This is a genomic window from Jejuia sp. G7-7 (genome assembly GCF_055808955.1).
On record NZ_JBVVSZ010000001.1, the window covers coordinates 1,221,528 to 1,239,765 of the forward strand.

The following is an 18,238-nucleotide window of genomic DNA, read 5'->3' on the forward strand; positions in this document are numbered from 1 at the left end:
TTAAATAATATACTAGTCATGAAAAAAATAATATTGAGTCTATTTCTATTTGTACTCACCACTCAAGTTAATTCACAAACAGTAGAATTACCAGAAACAGTTATATCAGTAAATTACAAATATTTAGATGCTGTAGATAAAAATGATGCTCCTGAACACGTTAAAAAATTAGAAAAAGAAGTTCTGAATTATAAAAATATAGAACAGTCTAAACTTTACGATGATGTACATGACACTTATAGTGTTCATTTTTATATCCCTAAAGGAAAGATAGTTGCTGCTTATGATATCAATGGTAAAATTGTAAGAACAATTGAAAAATACAATAATGTAAGATTGCCTTTAGTTGTTATGCAAGCAGTTTCAAAACGTTTTCCTAACTGGGGAATAGTTGAAGATGTGTATTACATTAAATACCATGTTGATAAAGATTCCTTAAAGCAGGAGTATAAAATGAAAATTAAAAATAAGGATAAGATTCTCACAGTAAGAACAAATGAAAAAGGAGATTTTATTTAGGCCAACACAACAGCTTAATCACTAAAACGGTAATACCCACATTTTAAATAAGCCCTTCAGGAAACCCAACGGGATGATCAATATCGTGTTGGGTTTTCAATATTAATTCAAACACTCTATGTATTGAAGAGAACATTTTACGATTTATTTCAAAAAAATCTTCAGCTAAAACTCTTGAAGAGCAAGATGCTAGAACTAGTAATCCGTTTTTAGAGGTTAACTGTTCTCCTAACTCTGCTAACTGAGCATATTTCTTTTTAGCTAAGTCAATTTCTGAAGCTTGTTTTGCAAAACTTGGAGGATCAATTACTACAACATCAAACGTCACTCTATTTTTAATGAGATTCTTTAACTCTGCGAAAGCGTCACCTGCTATTATTTTATGTTTTCCAGAATAGTTGTTCAGCTTCCCATTTTCAATGGCTATTTCTAAAGCTTGTTTACTAATATCTAAACTCGTTACTTCTTTAGCACCATTTGCTAAAGCATGCACCGAAAAACCACCAGCATAACTAAATACATCCAATACCGTTTTTCCTTTACTCCAATCGCCTACTTGCTTTCTATTTGCTCGATGGTCTAGGAAATAGCCTGTTTTATGACCTTTGATAACGTTTGCTGAAAAATTAACGCCATGTTCTATAAATTCTATAACTTCATTATTTAAAGTTCCGTATACAACTTCTCCATTTTCAATTTTATGAAGCTTTGATTTTTCTAAACCTCTGCTTAATCTAATAACAACCGTTTCAACCCCTGAAATTTCTTGTAAACTAGGAATAATAGTTTCTAAATACGGCAACCATATTTCAGAATATATTTTTACAACTAAAACAGATGCATAAACATCTGCTATTAGTCCAGGAAATCCATCGTTCTCACCAAACAACAAGCGGTAACTGTTAGTATTTGTTTTTAATAACGATTGCCTTTTAAAATAAGCTTCTTTAATTTTAAGTTGAAAAAAAGCAGCATTAATTTCTACTTTTTTAGGGCTGCTATGCAGCATTTTAATACGAATTGGCGAATTTGCATCATACAAACCCAAGCCAATAACTCTATTTTTATTTTTACTAAATATGATTGCTAAATCTCCAGATTTGGCATCATCATTTATTTTAGTAATATTATTTGAAAAAACCCAAGGATGTTCTTTTACAACAAATTGCTCTCCTTTAGCATTTAGTTTTACGGCTAAACGTTTTGGTTTATAATTTGATTTTATTTTATATGAAAAAGGCATGAGTCATTTTAAAGTCACTCAAAAGTATGAGTTTTATATTTATTAAAAATCAATAAACTTTAATATTATTTGCGCAACCTTTTTTAGCATTTTACATCTAAGTTAAAAAACACTTATGAAAAATTGCCAATACATAGTTTTATTACTTTTAATTATTTTTAACCTTTCCTGTTCTAATGATGACTCCTTAAAAACAGAATCAATTTGGGTTGACTCTGAACGTGTTGATTGTACAGGTGTAGCAGAACAAATGTGTTATAAAATTCAAGAAAATGAAATAATTAATGAGAATTCATGGGAATTATTTTATGATAGTATTGAAGGGTTTGACGACTTATATGAAGAAGGATATATTTATAAAATTAGTGTAACTAAAATAAATATTGATAATCCCCCAGCTGATGCGAGTTCCATTAAATATTCGCTTAAAAAAATTATCAGTAAAGAACCTGAAGAATAAAAAAACGCAACCAAAAATGGTTGCGTTTTTACTATTCAAAACTGCCACTCTACCAAACTGAGCTAATCCTCCTGAAAAAAAATCTTAGTGGAAAATATAGGATTCTAACCTATAACGCACAGAGTATTTTTGCTGAGATTCCTGCCTTCGTAGAAATGACAACTAATTTTACTTTACTTCCTCAAAGTCAACGTCTTCAACATCATTACCTTCAGCTTGAGCTTGCTCACCTGCACCAGCGTCTGGTCCTGGTTGCGCGCCACCTTGAGCTTCAGCTTGTGCTTTATACATTTCTTCAGATGCTACTTTCCAAGCTTCGTTTATTTTATCTAAAGCAGGTGTAATAACCTCTAAATCTTTAGATTCGTAAGCTGTTTTCAATTCTGCTAAAGCATCAACGATTGGTTGTTTCTTATCTTCCGATAATTTATCACCAAACTCTTCTAATTGTTTTTCAGTTTGGAAAATCATAGAATCCGCTTCATTTAATTTCTGAGCATTTTCTGCTGCAGCTTTATCTGCTTCAGCATTTGCTTCAGCATCCGCTTTCATTTTCTCGATTTCCTCTTCGCTTAAACCTGAAGATGCTTCAATTCTAATATCTTGTTTCTTACCAGTTGCTTTATCTTCAGCCGATACTTTAATGATACCATTAGCATCAATATCAAACGTTACTTCAATTTGTGGTGTTCCACGTCTAGCTGGTGGAATATCACTTAAATGGAAACGTCCAATAGTTTTGTTATCTGCTGCCATAGCTCTTTCACCTTGTAATACGTGAATCTCAACAGAAGGCTGATTATCTGCTGCTGTCGAGAATACTTGAGATTTCTTAGTAGGAATCGTAGTATTCGCGTCAATAAGCTTCGTAAACACATTGCCCATAGTTTCAATACCAAGAGATAAAGGCGTTACATCTAAAAGTAATACATCTTTAACATCTCCAGTTAAAACACCACCTTGGATACCAGCACCTAAAGAAACAACTTCATCAGGATTCACACCTTTACTTGGTGCTTTTCCAAAGAATTTTTCAACCGCTGCTTGTACCGCAGGAATACGTGTAGAACCACCTACTAAAATTACTTCGTCAATATCACTTTTACTTAAACCAGCCGCTTTTAAAGCAGACTCACATGGCTCGATAGTACGTTTTACTAAATCGTCAATTAATTGTTCGAATTTAGAACGTGTTAATGTGCGCACTAAGTGTTTTGGTCCACTTGCAGTAGCTGTAATATAAGGTAAGTTAATTTCTGTTTGCGCAGAAGATGATAATTCAATCTTAGCTTTTTCAGCTGCTTCCTTTAAACGTTGTAAAGACATTGGGTCTTTACGTAAATCCATATTTTCTTCAGCTTGAAACTCATCAGCTAACCAGTTAATGATTTTTTCATCAACATCATCACCACCTAAGTGTGTATCACCATCCGTAGAAAGCACTTCAAATACACCATCACCTAATTCAAGGATAGATACATCATGTGTTCCTCCACCAAAGTCAAAAACCACTATTTTTTGGTCCGTACCTTTTTTATCCATACCGTATGCTAAAGCAGCAGCAGTAGGCTCATTAATAATACGCTCTACTTTTAAACCAGCAATCTCACCAGCTTCTTTAGTCGCTTGACGCTGAGAATCATTAAAGTAAGCAGGTACAGTAATAACTGCTCTTGAAACATCAGTTCCTAAATAATCCTCAGCCGTTTTCTTCATTTTTTGAAGAATCATAGCACTTAATTCTTGAGGCGTATATAAGCGTCCTTCAATATCAACTCTAGGCGTGTCATTATCGCCTTTCACAACTTTATAAGGTACACGTTCTGCTTCTTTTTTAGACTCAGAATATTTATTCCCCATAAAACGTTTAATAGAATAAACCGTTTTTGTTGGGTTTGTTACCGCTTGTCTTTTCGCCGGATCACCAACCTTAATCTCTCCACCTTCTACAAATGCAATCACCGATGGCGTAGTACGTTTACCTTCCGCGTTTGGGATTACAACAGGCTCATTACCTTCCATCACAGAAACGCAAGAGTTGGTTGTTCCTAAATCGATTCCAATAATTTTACTCATAATATATTTTAATTTTGAATGTTCATTTTTAATTTCAGGGTGTATAAGTCAATCATTATGCCAACCAAAAAATTATGACATAGTGTCATATTTTAAGTTAGTAGTTGTAGTCACAGTTTTCTGAATATTATCCTGTCATTTTTTGGATGCAACACTAAAAGGGTCAGGCATTACATTACTCATTAGTTTCTATTTTTAAATTCATAAATACAATTTTTTTACTATTCAATTCCTTGCTCGGGTTAGCCCTGTCAACAATAGAGCATAAAAGGATAGTTATTACATATCCATATAAATTCATTTTAATTTTAAGTCTCAATCTAAGGCTTCAGACTTCCCCATACGTGTTCAACTATGCGTCTTAGAGGCTTTACGCGACAAAAAATATCAGCAAATCTTAACAAAATACTCACAAGAATAATCCACCCCTTAAATACAAGTCAAAAAAATAAAACAAAAAAACAATCTATATTTGCCCAACTATAACGTTTTCGTAATATGGAATGTATATCAATATTCGACATGCTAAAAATAGGTATTGGTCCTTCAAGTTCTCACACACTCGGACCATGGCGAGCAGCCGAACGTTGGATTAAAGAATTGAAAACCACAAACAAATTTTATAGCGTAGAAAAAGTAACCGTCAACCTATACGGGTCCTTATCTCTAACAGGAAAAGGACACGCCACAGATTATGCTGTCATGCTGGGCTTATATGGCGCCAACCCTGAAACCATTCCTACAGAAAATATTAGCACCATCATTACACAAATAAAAAACACCAACACTTTAGGATTTAATAATGAAATAGTCTTAGCCTTCAATCCTAAAACAGACATTCTTTTTAATAGAAAATTTTTACCATTTCATGCTAATGGTCTAAAATTCTCAGCAATCTGTAATGGAAAAAAGACCCCCTCAACATTCTACTCTATAGGTGGCGGATTTGTCGTTAAAGAAGAACGAAAAAACTCAAAAAGAAATTTCGAAATAAAATGTTCATTTCCTTATCCTATTGAAAAAGGAACAGAGTTACTTCAGTTTTGTAAAACTTTAAACCAACCCATATCCCAAGTTGTTTTAGAAAACGAAAAATCCATTCGCACAGAAACGGAAATCGATTCAGAATTAAAACGCATTTGGGATACCATGCTGGATTCCATGTACTCGGGTTGCCATACTGAAGGTAAACTGCCAGGTGGCTTAAACGTAACACGCCGTGCATACGGAATGCATAAAAATTTAAAAGGTATAACACCTTATAATAACGCTGTGGAATGGATTTACAGTATCCGAGATACAGAAGTTAAATTCCGTCAAATACTAAAATGGGTAAGCTGTTTTGCTTTAGCAGTAAACGAAGTTAATGCAGCATTAGGACGAGTAGTAACAGCACCAACCAACGGAAGTGCTGGTGTAATTCCAGCAGTTTTAATGTATTATTTGGTTATTGAAAACCACGATGGTGATTTTGATGATATTAAAAAATTCTTACTAGTAGCTGGAGAAATAGGAAGCATCTTTAAAAAAGGCGCAACAATTAGTGCCGCTATGGGTGGTTGTCAAGCAGAAATCGGTGTATCATCAGCTATGGCTGCTGGAGCATTAACAGAATTGTTAGGCGGAACACCAGAACAGGTTTTAATAGCCGCAGAAATAGCCATGGAACATCATTTAGGTTTAACCTGCGACCCTATTGGCGGTTTAGTTCAAATACCCTGTATAGAACGTAATGCCATGGGAGCCATAAAAGCTATAAACGCCGCAGAATTAGCCTTAGATACAAACCCTAAAAATGTAAAAGTTCCATTAGACAAAGTAGTAAATACCATGTGGGAAACCGCTAAGGATATGCACTCAAAATATAAAGAAACATCTGAAGGAGGTTTGGCTGTCGGCGTTTATTTAACAGATTGCTAAAATTCTACAATATACTCCTATCATTATATATTTTCATTGTAATTAATTGACATTTATTGCGTTGTAATAATTATATCATCTCTCTAATTAATACAAATACTTTTCATTTCCAATCGATGAAATAAAACTCAAATATGTAATTCATCGAAAAAATAACACTTTAATCTATTAATTATCTATATTTGAATTGATTAAGAAGTAAAAAACTTACATAACTATATTTGAGTTAACTTAATAACCGCTATGAAAAGAACATTATTACTACTATTACTTTGTTTGCCACTCTATTTCTTTTCTCAAGATTATAGAGATTATTTAGGCGCAGGACATAGCAAAGGTATTACGGTAACTTCAAGCAGTCAACAAGCTAAAACAGATTGGAGAGAACAAGCAAAAGCTGAAAATACTATAAACGGAACAGGTTTAGATGCTCGCTTGTTAGAAACATCACGTTTTTTAGCGCAAGCCACATTCGGAACTAATTTAGATTATATAAAATCAGTTGCTGAACAACCTTTTGAAGATTGGATTGATAATCAATTTTCAATTAATTCTTCAGAGTTCAACCAATTAACACAAAACGTATTTAGTGAAGCACGTTCAATATATCTTGCAAATGGTGGCAACCCAGAAGATAGAACATCAGCTAATTGGGAACATTTTATGTATGCTTGGTGGCAAGCAAATATTAAAAATGAAGATTTACTATTACAAAGAGTAACGCTAGCATTAAGTGAAATTTTAGTGATTTCTAGAAATTCAAATCTTGGAGGCTATGGTATTGGTTTCGGAGATTATTATGATGTTTTAAAAGACAATGCTTTTGGAAACTTCAAAAACCTACTAAAAGATGTTACTCTTCATCCAATGATGGGGATTTATTTAAGTCATTATAACAACCCAAAAAGTATTCCAGATAGAAACATTCATCCTGATGAAAATTTTGCACGCGAAATCATGCAATTATTTACCATAGGTTTATATGAATTAAATCAGGATGGCTCTTATGTTCTCGATGGAGAAGGCAATAGAATACCAACCTATGATAATGACGATATAAAAGAATTTGCTAAAATATTTACAGGTCTTGGTCCTTCTGGAGTAGAAGATAAATTCCCAGATAGAGATCCTTCATTTGGTCAAGGTCATTACTTTGCCCGAAAAGATATGCCCATGATTATGTATGATGATTGGCATCAAACAGGAGAAAAAAAGTTATTAAATGGATATACAGTTCCTAGTGGACAATCAGGTATGCAGGATATTGATGATGCTATTGACCATTTATTCAACCACCAAAATACTGGGCCTTTTATCGCTTTACGTTTAATTCAACAATTGGTAAAATCTAACCCCTCTCCAGCTTATGTATCAAGAGTAAGTGGGGCTTTTAATAATACAAAAGGTGTTAGAGGTGACATGAAAGCTGTAATAAAAGCTATTTTATTAGATGATGAAGCTAGAAGTTGTAGTTGGATTGAAAACCCAAAAAGTGGCAAATTAATTGAACCTATGATGCGTTATTTTAATGTAGTTCGCCAAATTGATTTAGATAATGAAGATGGTAGATATTGGAATATAGCTTACGATTTTTACAAAGCAACGGGGCAAGCACCACTTTCCGCACCAAGTGTATTTAATTTCTTTTTACCTGAATATGTCCCAAATAGCGAATTTACAGATGCCAAATTGGTAGCACCAGAATTCGAAATTCATAATTCAGCAACAAGTATTAACTATTTAAATCAAGTAGATGCTTGGACAAATACACGATGGTATAAGGTTTTAAGAACTTGGGGGTTAGAATTAGAAGGTACAGCCTTAGATTTCGAAGCTTTAAAGTATTTTGCAAAAGACAGCGAAGTACTAGTCAATCAATTAGACAAATTATTTACTCACGGCCAATTATCAGATGAGACAAAACAAATTATCATAAAAGCCGTAGACCCAATTGTAAATGGTTGGGGCAACGAAGTACAATATACAGATTTAAGAGTTAAAATGGCGCTTTACCTCATACTAGTAAGTCCTGATTATACAATACTCAAATAACCCATGACAAAACATAAAAAAATACAATATCTAGAAGAAAATTTATAGGCAATTCCTGTGCTGCACTTGGATACACTACTCTATTTTCATCCTTGATAAACTTAAAAGCCATGGCAGCCTCGGCTATGGATAACTCATCCATAATTACACTTGGTGGTGATTATAAAGCACTTGTTTGTTTAATGATGAGTGGTGGAAACGATTCATTTAATATGCTAATTCCAAAAGGAAATAATGAGTATAATGAATATGCCACAACACGATCTAATTTAGCTATTCCACAAAATGACGTACTACAAATAAACCCGAATACTTCGGATGGAAGAACATTTGGCCTACATCCTTCATTTAGTGATATGCGACAAATTTTTGAAACTGGAAACCTAGCTTTTCTTTCTAATGTTGGCACTTTAATTGAGCCTTCAAATAAAACAGAAATTAGAAATAAAACTGTTAAAACGCCACTTGGCTTATTTTCACATTCAGATCAAGTACAACAATGGCAAACTGGAAAACCAGACGAACGTACCAATATTGGTTGGGGCGGTAAAATTGCAGATTTAGTACAATCTATGAATTCTAATGATGAAATATCAATGAATATTTCACTTCGTGGTAGTAATATTTTTCAAAGAGGTAATGAAATCATTCCTTATGCCATAAAAAACGAAGGTAGTGTGGGCATTAGAGGTTATGGCGGCGATGGACTTTTTAATGAATTAAAAACTGAAGCCTTAAACTCAATGCTTGAAAGAGATTATCAAGATATTTTTAAAAATACTTATAAAAATACTGTAAAATCATCTAATGATTCTAATTTAAAATTTCAAGCAGCAGTCGATACTATCCCTGAATTTATTGCAACATTACCAGAAGACAACGATTTAGCAGAACAACTCAGGATGGTAGCAAAAACAATAGCTGCAAGAGATACTTTAGGTTTTTCAAGACAAATATTCTTTGTTGAAATTGGCGGATGGGATCATCATGATGAATTACTCATCAATCAAGCAGATAAGTTAAAGCAAGTAAACGATGCCTTAAATTATTTTAATAGTTTAATGTTTGAATTAAATACTAATGATTGTGTAACCACATTCAGCGTTTCAGATTTTTCAAGAACACTAACCTCTAACGGAAATGGTACAGATCATGCATGGGGCGGAAACGCATTTATGATGGGAGGCGCAGTAAACGGAAAAGAAATTTATGGAGACTACCCTACTCTTGCTCTAGATAGTGATGTTGATTTAAGAAGCGGCGTTATGATACCAACAACTGCAGCAGATTTATATATGGCGGAACTAGCACTATGGTTTGGAGTAGCAGCTTCAGATTTAAACACCATCCTACCAAACTTATCCAATTTTTACGATACCGCTAGCGGTACACCACCACTAGGATTTATGAACATGATATGATGAAAAATTTATATGTAATTTTAGTATTCACTTTGAGTATACAACTCGTTCAAGCACAATGTTATCCAGACAGGCATAGTACCAATTGGTACGATGGTTGGGTATCTTGCGAAACATCTCCAAACCCAATTTCATCCTATGGAGAAACCCATTGGATCATGTACGATTTAGGATATGATTATGTTCTTAACGAAACCAAATTTTGGAATGTCAACGAATCAAAACATCTAGATTACGGTATTAACGAATATAATATAGACTATTCTTTAGACGGTATTACTTGGGAAAACCTTGGCAAATTCAACATGGAACAAGCCACAGGAAAATCAACATATCAAGGGGTAGAAGGTCCAAATTTTAATGAAACTCAAGCCAGATATGTTTTAATCACACCCAATTCCAATTTTGGCGGCGACTGTTTCGGGATGAGCGAATTAAAAATATCAATCACAGACCCTTTTATTGTTGTCAATGAAGAGGATGGCTTTAACGCATCCGTATATCCAAATCCTTTTATAGAAAGCATTTCTTTAAGAATTGTGTCTCTAGACGAAAACGCTCTCGTAAATTTCTCATTGTATGATCTCCAGGGACGAACTATCACAAGTAGCAATATCACAATTTCAGAAGATTCTCAAAACTACCAACTCCCAATTAATGGCCACGCTTTATCAGTTGGCATATACATTCTAAAAATAAATCAAAACGGAAAAGAAAAAACTTTTAAAATTATAAAAAGGAAGTAGATTTTTTTGGGCGTTACCCCGAAAAGGGGTCGGGCTATCCGCTATATCTTTTGTTTTTTGTCGTTCCTGCGTAGGCAGGAATCCATATCATAAATAGTAACTTATCCTCAAAATCAGTATTTCTTTCTAAGTAAAACAAAAGGATGCCGCTTCTATCCCTAACGCAACTACCCGCCAAATTCAGTTCTTAATTCAGTATTTTTGTCATTCCTGCACAGGCAGGAATCCACCAAGAGGAAACCACGAACAAAAAAACAACCTCAACAGAGGTTCTTTTTACAATATTCAAAAACTAATTAATCAATCTCTTTATTCAGCATTTACAACACGTTTCTGCTCGTACTTCCCAAACACCTTTCTATCATAAACCCAAGATACGGTTATAAAAATTAGTGCTAAAATTGCTGTCATATGTGCGCCATCACTAACATCAAGATGTGCTACCAATGCTAAAATAGCATCAAATAAAAAGCCTGCATAAGCCAACTCTTTTAAAAATGTTGATTTTTTAGTTAACACAGCCAATACCCCCAATATTTTAAGTATTGCCAACGGATAAATTAACCATGTTGGAAACCCAAGGTTCACGAAAAACCCTTCTACACGCTCATAGTTTGTTAAATACATAAATGCGCTAAATAAAAATATTGCACACATTAATCCTGTTGCAATCCAATATATTAATTTGTTTGTTTTCATTCTAAATCTGTTTTTAATTTTTAATAGGTTGCGAGAAAATCACTTCTCTTGTTACTTGCCAACGGTTATTTTCGTTAACTAAATCTATACTTAAAACCAATTGTTTTTCTACATCGTTTAATTTCACTTTTCTGGTTACTAACACATGACCTTTATTGGCATCTGCTTGAATATGATTAAACTGAGCCCATGTGTTTAAAGAAGGCTCGTTATTATGAAGTTTCATTTGGAATAAGTTTTTAAATGCCTCTTTATTGGCTTCCATAAGCTCTCCATTTTCATCAATACTTATAACTTGAAGTCTATCATGGTATATTAATTCTAAAGCACCAATATCGAAAGTTGTTCCAGCTTTAATCAAGCTTTCAATGGTTTGCTTTACTTCTTTAGTGTAGTCCATCGTTTTTAGTTCATATTATACGATACAAAATTACATCAGACATTTAGCTTTTAGATAATCTATGTTATTAAAAAAATAGTCAATCTCTAACTATGTCAAAAAAAACGAAATACCCTTTTAAAACTTAGTTGGTGTAGTTCCTGTGAATTTTTTAAAGAATCTAATAAAATTTGAATGCTCATTAAAGCCCATTTTAAAGGCTATTTCTTGGGAAGTGTATTTGTTTTCAGAAATGTTTCGTTTTGCCTCAAGTAGCAACCAACTGTCTAGAAAAGCTTTGGCTGTATTTTGGGTAATTTGTTTGCAGATGTCGTTTAAATATTTGTAAGATACTGATAGTTTGTTGGCATAATCTTTGGCATTATGGCTTTCATGATAATGTTCTGTAATTAACTGTTTAAACTTTATAAAATCTTTAAAACGTTTACTCTCAAAAGTTTTATGCTGATAAATAGAAAGTCGTTTTATTTGAAATAACAAGCCCATTAAAACGGAGTTTACAATTTCAGATTTCATGATTGTATTTGAATCTTTATGCAAATCTATAAGCAATTTTAATATAGGGTTTAAGGTTTCCAGATTTTCTTTTCCAATAAGAATACTTGGTGTGTGGAAGATGTGCAAAAAATGAAATAAGTTCTTTTCGCTTATATTTTGAGTAATAAAACGTTCTTCAAAAGAAATGATATAACCTTTAACCGTAAGGTTTTTATTAAATGCATGCACTTGGTCTTTTGTTAATGGTAATATCACACCAGGAGATAAAACCTCTTCTTTAAAATCTATAACATGAAACCCTTCGCCCTCTGTAACAATCATTAAGGCATGAAATTTTATTCTGTGTGGATTCGATACATCAAAATTACTTTCACTACAGCGTTTGTAAAGTTCCTTAATGGTAATTAGCTCAAAAGGAATCTCTTGGTCTACAAAACGTGAAAAAATAACATTTTCTACATTTTCGTTCATGAAATAAATTTACCACTTTTTGGTTGTCAAAATATAACTATAAGCAAAGTTATAAATTATTCGAAGAATATAAATATGCAGATATGTACAAATATTGGCTAAATAAAAACCTTTTGCAAATATACTCGCATTAGAGATTGAAGCGGCATACTTTATAAAACAAATGTACTTTTAACTTTGAATTGAACTTAAGTTTTAAAGATTACCTCGTCTCGCTCCCCTCGAAATGATACTTTAAAAAAATATAACGAAACATTTATGTTCATGAAGCTAAAACCTATAAATAAAGACCGACCGCCCACAGCGCTGGAATGCCCAAATAATAATACTATATCTTAAGTTCGTTAAGTTGTTCGTTAAAAAATAGAGCGGCTCTTTTTACGGAAAATTCAAACCACTTTTTCTTACCCCAGAAATTGTGCCCTATTTTTGGCAATGACACCAATTCGCAATAGACATCGTTTTCTATGAGTTTTTTTATGCTTGCCGTGGACTGCTCTATAGGCACAACGGGATCGTCGGCGCCATGAATGAAAAGTATGGGCGCGGAATTTTTGCTAATGTGCGAAATGGGCGATGCGAGTTGCCATTTTTGAGGGTTATCCTGGTAGGTGCAGCCCAACCAATCAATTAAATTTTTATCATCAGTAGCTGCGGCGAAATCTGCATCGGCTTCTAAAACCACAGCAGCTTGTACCTTATACATTTCAGGATTACTGGTAGGGTTTAGCTGGGTAACATGACTGCTAACCGCCAACATCATTGATAAATGTGCACCTGCTGAGGCTCCTAAAACTCCGATTTTTGCGGGGTCTAAATTGTAAGTTTTTGCATTATCTTTAATCCATTTTACTGCAGACTTTGTGTCTAGAATAGGCGCAGGAAATAACTTCTCGCTTGAAACTCTATACTCTATACATATGGCTGCAAAACCTTGTTTTGCTAATGCTGCAGACATGGAAGCGAAACCGTTTTTATCCCCTACTCTGAATCCACCACCTCTTATTACAACTATAGAGGCGAGGTTTCCGGTGTATTTTATTGGGCGGTATAAATCGAGAAGCAAGGTTCTATCATCGTATTTTACGTATTCTAAATTTGGTGTAACACTTACATATTTTGGTACAAACTCTGAAACTTCTGGTCGTTTTTGAGCATTTATGACGTTTGTAAAAAGAAAGACAGATAAAACTATTAAAACTATATTATGTTTCATGATGTTTAGCGATTTGTGTTGACTATTTGAAAAAGCCTTTTTTGGTTTCAATAACGTTATTTGACCAAATTTTGATGTTATCAAATTTACCTGTATCATCAAAAGAGCCGATACCTATATGACCTTCAGTAAAATGCACATCAGTAGCTTCCATTATTGGTGTTTTACTGTCACCGAAATATATTTTAATGCTTCCTGAGGCTACTTCTCTCTCTATTCTTACTTTATGCCATGAGTCATTTTTTCCCCAATCTGTACCTTCAGTTGATTTTGTGCCTATTGATGTTCTAGGCTCATCATTTACTATAAAAATGTTATTAGCATGCTCATCAGCTTTACTTGCTATATGTACATAATAAAAATTTGTGGGGCTATTCATGCCAAAAAACAAGCATAAATCTCGATGGCCATATTCCTTTCCTGTTTGATTAAGCTCAGCTTCAAACACAAAATCTCCCACCACAATATCTTTTATTAAAGCAATATTAAATGGAGAACGTACTCTAGATTTATATTCACTTTTCCCGAAGAGTTCTAAGGCGTTTCCTGTTTTGCCTTTGGATATTTTCCACGCATTGTCATCTGTCATTTCAAAATCTTTAATAGCTTGTGGCGATTCGAAATCTTGGGAGTAAACGAGGTTTCTTGTTTCAAGTGTACTCCTTTTTTTGGTGGATTTACAGTTAAACGTTAAGAGTAAAAATAAAAAGCACAATATTCTCATGTTGGATAGTTAAATTTTATGAACTTCTAAGTTATTGCTTTTCTTTTAAACATAAAAACCCCCTTTCAAATGAATGAAAAGGGATTGTAACATGTAGAGAGTTTTTCGTTACACAGAAAAGTAACCAACCAAATTTTAACCCTAACTTAAAGTTAATCCTGTATACTTACTTTGCTCTCTACAATATCTTTAATAGGCACTATAATTTTACCTGTTTTTGTTTTTATAGTTACCGATATACCGTTAATAGATTCCACTTCGCCGCGTATATCATTAAATTCTATTGTTTGTCCTACTTCATATGTTTTTCTGGCATAAAACGTTTTTAACAATTCACCAACTACTTTTTGCGCTCCAAAACCAAATGCTAAAGCAAAGGCTAATAGAAAGGCTGCTAAAATCATGGTAATATTACTTGTAATGATTTCAGTATCAACACCAGCTTGGTTTAACGCAGTTATTGAAACAAACGTGAGTATGATAAAGAATACCACCTGACTTATAATTTTTGCGCCCGATAAATCCATGGATTCGAAAAAGGATTTCAAACCTTTCTTTATCAAGTTTGCTAAAATTAATCCGACAGTAAAAATTACAAGTGCTGTAAACAACTGAGGCAAATAACCCAACAATTCACTTATTCTTTCAGAAATCATAGTAAGGTTCATGATATCTAATGCCATAATTAGTAACATGATGTACATAACATACTTCACAAATTTTGATACAATTTTTATGGTATCGAAATTCAGCTTTTTACCTTCTACAATTTCTATTTCATTTATTTTATCGTCAAGCTTATTTGCATTAGCTAATTTCAAAGCTTTCTTAATTAATTTTACGACTAGCTTTGTTAGTAACCAGCCAACAACTAATACTATTAGTGTTCCTATAATATTAGGAAATATTGCCGAAATTTCAAGCCACATTGCTGTTAAAGACTCTGTGGCAATATCTTTCCATTCTGATGCTTTATCCATGATTAGTTAAATATTTAGTTAGGGTTATATTCTTTTTAATCTTGTTTTCTTTGTTTCATTACAGACTCTATAATATCTCCAATATTATAAGAGAATAAAGCAGCTAACTCCATGATGAGTTTAGCCATAGCTATATCGCTCATAACTTTCGACTTCAGTTCTGGTGGAACTTCTTTAAGCGGTCTATTTATTTGGTTAAATGGATTCTCCATTAGTTTTGGTTGTTAGCGTAGACTTCGGTTAATTTGTCTTTCGCTCTTTTTATTCTCATTTTCACGGCACTCTCTCCTATTCCTAAAACTGAAACTATTTCTTTTATGGTTAAATAGTCTTGGTATTTTAATAATAGTATCATTTTCTCATCAGGCGAAATTAATTCCATAGCTTTTTTAAGCTTATCAACTCGCATATTGAGAAATTCTTTATCCTCTATCTCATCTTCAGATATATTTTCTATATCTGCATAATCTACAGATTGTTTTTCAAATTTCTTTGCTGTATTTCTTGTTACATAATTTACACAATGGTTATAAGTGAAAGCATATAACCATGTTGAAAATTTAGACTTTCCTTTAAAACTCGCCAATTTAACAAAGAGTTTTAAAAACACATCCTGTGTTAAATCTTTAGCTTCATCTCCATCCTTTGCAAAACCATAACACTTGTTATAAACCAAACCAGCATACCTATCGTAAAGTACCTCGAAAAGCAATGTGTCATTGTTTTCAACAATTGCTTTTACCAGATCTTCATCCGAAGTACTGTTAATATTTTCTAGGGTTTTCAAGGGTAGCTTAACGCTTAATTGGTTTTACTTATTATTTAAGACACACGTAACTCTAATTAGTCACATAGTTTCGCAAAAAAAGTAAAAAAAATTTATCTATACAATAAAAGGCTTATTAATGCATACGCACTTAGTACTCAAAAAATTTTTATGATTGTTTAAACAATTATAAAAATTTAATCACGATTTATTTTTTAAACTCTTGTGCCATCATTTGAAGACTAGCTATCTGTTCTCTAGACGAACGTTCTATCTGTGCTATCTTTATGGCTTGAGTGATATAAAAAAGCGCTTTATTATTATTACCTAATTGAGAATATGCTCGTGACAAAGATTTTCCTGCAGAAATTCTAGTTTGTGGATTAAACACGTAATTAATAAATGCTCTTTCACTATACTCCTTAGCTAATTCTATATTTCTTAATTTTTTATCTGGACAATTTAACAATAAACTACCGTAAGCTTCTTGTATACTAGAATCATTAGGTTTAGCTTCCAAAGCTTTTACATATAAGTTGATTAGCTTGTGCCATTTTTTTTGCTCTTTATAATAATCTGACAAGCGATTTAAAACATAATTATTGTCTGGATTTTGAGAAAATGCTTTTTCCAAATGCAAAATAGATTTGACCTTAGCTCCAGCAATTTCAGCTAGAATACCCTCAAAAACATGAATGTTTTTGTTCAAAGGATAAATTTGTATTAATCGTGATAAATACTTTCTGGCGTTATCTATGCTTTCTGTTTGAATATATAAAAAAATAGCATCCCTTAAAATATTTTCGTTATTTGGATTTTGTTTTAAAAGTGAATCGGTAAGTTTAAGTGCTTTATCTTTCAAGCCTAATTTTTCATATAGCAAGCCTGCAAGTTTAGATTTAGTATCTATATTTTGTCCTTGTATTTTTTCAGCTGCTTCAAAATATCTTTTGGCTTCAGAACTAAAACCAAACCTTACTAAACCAGAACCCACTTCAATTAATTCTTGATAATTATCACTAAACGCATTAAGATGCTTATCCAAAAAAGGAAATGCGCTTCTAGCACTATTCATATCCATAAATTGTTTAATACCTTTAGATAATAAATATTTATTATCAGGCATATTTTTTAAGCCCAATGTTACCAATTCTAAAGCCCAACGCTTATTACTACTTCTATTGGCATCTTCAACTTGTTTTAACAAAAAACTCTCATTTCTAGAATATAAACTCATTTTATCAAGCAATGTATCCACAGGGCTGGTATAAATATGCAAGTCATTCGACCTTTCTGAATAGTAACGACTTAATGCTTTGTCTCCTCTTTGAGCATATAGAAAACTCATTTGTTTATATGCTGGTCCAAAAGTTATTTGTTCCTTAATTAGCTTTTTCAAACGTGTTTCAGCCAAATCAACTTTGTTCTCATTTAAATACAATTTTGCTAATTGTAGATTAGCGTAAGTGGGTAAAGGAAAATATGAAGTTCGTTTGGTGTTTTTATAAAAAAATGCTTTTTTGTCCAAAGTAGAGAGTTTTTTAAAAATCTCCTTCGCATTACTTACTTGATTAGTTTGCTGATAAGCTTCTCCTAGATAATAGGAAGCCAAATAAACTTTAGCATTGGTCTTTAAAACATTTTTAAATTGTGTTATCGCATTTTCTGAATCTCCAAGCTCTTTATTTAAACACCCTAAATAATAACTCCATCTCCAATCTTTAGGATCTTTTTCTGTTGCTAGATTGTAACACTTTTTGGCTGAATCTATATAATTATTAGATTGATATATAATACCTAAAGCTCCAATATTTACTGCAGAAGGATTATTTATAGCTCTTTCGTAAGATTGATCAATATAAGTTTTGAAAGATGTAGTTGTATCTGTTAAATCAGGAATTTCAGGAAATTTTTCAGCATTGTAATTATTTTTACACGCTAAAATTAAGCAGAAAACAAGAATAGTTAAGGGAATAAAAAGTTTCTTTTTCAAATTCATTTAAATGGTATTTCATCACTAATTAAAGATTTCACTAAAATAGAAAAC

Annotated in this window: 17 protein-coding genes; 6 read left to right on the top strand and 11 right to left on the bottom strand. The window is 32.7% G+C overall.

Going from position 1 to position 18,238, the window contains the following annotated elements; all coding sequences use genetic code 11:
• Positions 1–18: 18 nt before the first annotated feature.
• Positions 19–519 carry a nicotinate-nucleotide adenylyltransferase gene (locus AC0L5U_RS05985; protein WP_473415221.1) on the top strand — a complete coding sequence of 167 codons (501 nt, stop codon included), beginning with the start codon at positions 19–21 and terminating at the stop codon, positions 517–519.
• Between the two features lie 43 nt (positions 520–562).
• Here AC0L5U_RS05985 and AC0L5U_RS05990 read toward each other — a convergent pair whose 3' ends face one another.
• Complete coding sequence (locus tag AC0L5U_RS05990; RefSeq protein WP_473415222.1) at positions 563–1,762, bottom strand: class I SAM-dependent rRNA methyltransferase; 1,200 nt, start codon at positions 1,760–1,762, stop codon at positions 563–565.
• 115 nt (positions 1,763–1,877) lie between these two features.
• Here AC0L5U_RS05990 and AC0L5U_RS05995 point away from each other — a divergent pair, with 115 nt between their 5' ends.
• The gene (locus AC0L5U_RS05995; protein ID WP_473415223.1) at positions 1,878–2,222 is read left to right on the top strand and encodes a DUF4377 domain-containing protein; all 345 of its coding nucleotides are present in this window, start codon (positions 1,878–1,880) and stop codon (positions 2,220–2,222) included.
• Between the two features lie 168 nt (positions 2,223–2,390).
• Here AC0L5U_RS05995 and dnaK read toward each other — a convergent pair whose 3' ends face one another.
• Positions 2,391–4,298 carry a molecular chaperone DnaK gene (gene dnaK / locus AC0L5U_RS06000; RefSeq protein ID WP_473415226.1) on the bottom strand — a complete coding sequence of 636 codons (1,908 nt, stop codon included), beginning with the start codon at positions 4,296–4,298 and terminating at the stop codon, positions 2,391–2,393.
• A gap of 498 nt (positions 4,299–4,796) precedes the next feature.
• Here dnaK and AC0L5U_RS06005 point away from each other — a divergent pair, with 498 nt between their 5' ends.
• From AC0L5U_RS06005 to AC0L5U_RS06020, 4 genes are all read left to right on the top strand, one after another.
• Entirely contained in the window at positions 4,797–6,218 is a 1,422-nt protein-coding gene (locus AC0L5U_RS06005) for an L-serine ammonia-lyase (protein WP_473415227.1), read from the top strand.
• A gap of 243 nt (positions 6,219–6,461) precedes the next feature.
• Positions 6,462–8,270: a DUF1800 domain-containing protein gene (locus tag AC0L5U_RS06010; RefSeq protein WP_473415229.1), complete on the top strand. Its 1,809-nt coding sequence runs from the start codon at positions 6,462–6,464 to the stop codon at positions 8,268–8,270.
• A 110-nt stretch (positions 8,271–8,380) separates the two neighbouring features.
• Positions 8,381–9,691, top strand: a complete 1,311-nt coding sequence (locus tag AC0L5U_RS06015; RefSeq protein WP_473415231.1) for a DUF1501 domain-containing protein — start codon at positions 8,381–8,383, stop codon at positions 9,689–9,691.
• A complete protein-coding gene (locus tag AC0L5U_RS06020; protein ID WP_473415233.1) occupies positions 9,688–10,437 on the top strand; it encodes a T9SS type A sorting domain-containing protein in 750 nt (249 codons plus the stop codon). Before AC0L5U_RS06015 ends, AC0L5U_RS06020 begins: the two co-directional genes overlap by 4 nt.
• Before the next feature lie 309 nt (positions 10,438–10,746).
• Here the strand turns inward: AC0L5U_RS06020 and AC0L5U_RS06025 are convergent, their stop codons facing one another.
• From AC0L5U_RS06025 to AC0L5U_RS06065, 9 genes are all read right to left on the bottom strand, one after another.
• The gene (locus AC0L5U_RS06025; protein ID WP_473415234.1) at positions 10,747–11,136 is read right to left on the bottom strand and encodes a DoxX family protein; all 390 of its coding nucleotides are present in this window, start codon (positions 11,134–11,136) and stop codon (positions 10,747–10,749) included.
• A 13-nt stretch (positions 11,137–11,149) separates the two neighbouring features.
• On the bottom strand, positions 11,150–11,536 hold the full coding sequence (locus AC0L5U_RS06030) for a hypothetical protein (protein ID WP_473415236.1): 387 nt from the start codon (positions 11,534–11,536) through the stop codon (positions 11,150–11,152).
• Between the two features lie 117 nt (positions 11,537–11,653).
• Positions 11,654–12,505, bottom strand: coding sequence for a helix-turn-helix domain-containing protein (locus AC0L5U_RS06035; protein ID WP_473415237.1), 852 nt, complete (start codon positions 12,503–12,505; stop codon positions 11,654–11,656).
• A 328-nt stretch (positions 12,506–12,833) separates the two neighbouring features.
• Positions 12,834–13,721, bottom strand: a complete 888-nt coding sequence (locus tag AC0L5U_RS06040) for an alpha/beta hydrolase fold domain-containing protein (RefSeq protein WP_473415239.1) — start codon at positions 13,719–13,721, stop codon at positions 12,834–12,836.
• Between the two features lie 22 nt (positions 13,722–13,743).
• Complete coding sequence (locus tag AC0L5U_RS06045; protein ID WP_473415241.1) at positions 13,744–14,445, bottom strand: hypothetical protein; 702 nt, start codon at positions 14,443–14,445, stop codon at positions 13,744–13,746.
• Between the two features lie 152 nt (positions 14,446–14,597).
• The gene (locus tag AC0L5U_RS06050) at positions 14,598–15,425 is read right to left on the bottom strand and encodes a mechanosensitive ion channel family protein (RefSeq protein ID WP_473415243.1); all 828 of its coding nucleotides are present in this window, start codon (positions 15,423–15,425) and stop codon (positions 14,598–14,600) included.
• A gap of 35 nt (positions 15,426–15,460) precedes the next feature.
• Positions 15,461–15,637, bottom strand: coding sequence for a hypothetical protein (locus AC0L5U_RS06055; RefSeq protein WP_473415244.1), 177 nt, complete (start codon positions 15,635–15,637; stop codon positions 15,461–15,463).
• Positions 15,637–16,212: an RNA polymerase sigma factor gene (locus AC0L5U_RS06060; RefSeq protein WP_473415246.1), complete on the bottom strand. Its 576-nt coding sequence runs from the start codon at positions 16,210–16,212 to the stop codon at positions 15,637–15,639. Before AC0L5U_RS06060 ends, AC0L5U_RS06055 begins: the two co-directional genes overlap by 1 nt.
• A 187-nt stretch (positions 16,213–16,399) precedes the next feature.
• Positions 16,400–18,184: a tetratricopeptide repeat protein gene (locus tag AC0L5U_RS06065; RefSeq protein WP_473415249.1), complete on the bottom strand. Its 1,785-nt coding sequence runs from the start codon at positions 18,182–18,184 to the stop codon at positions 16,400–16,402.
• Between the last annotated feature and the right edge of the window lie 54 nt (positions 18,185–18,238).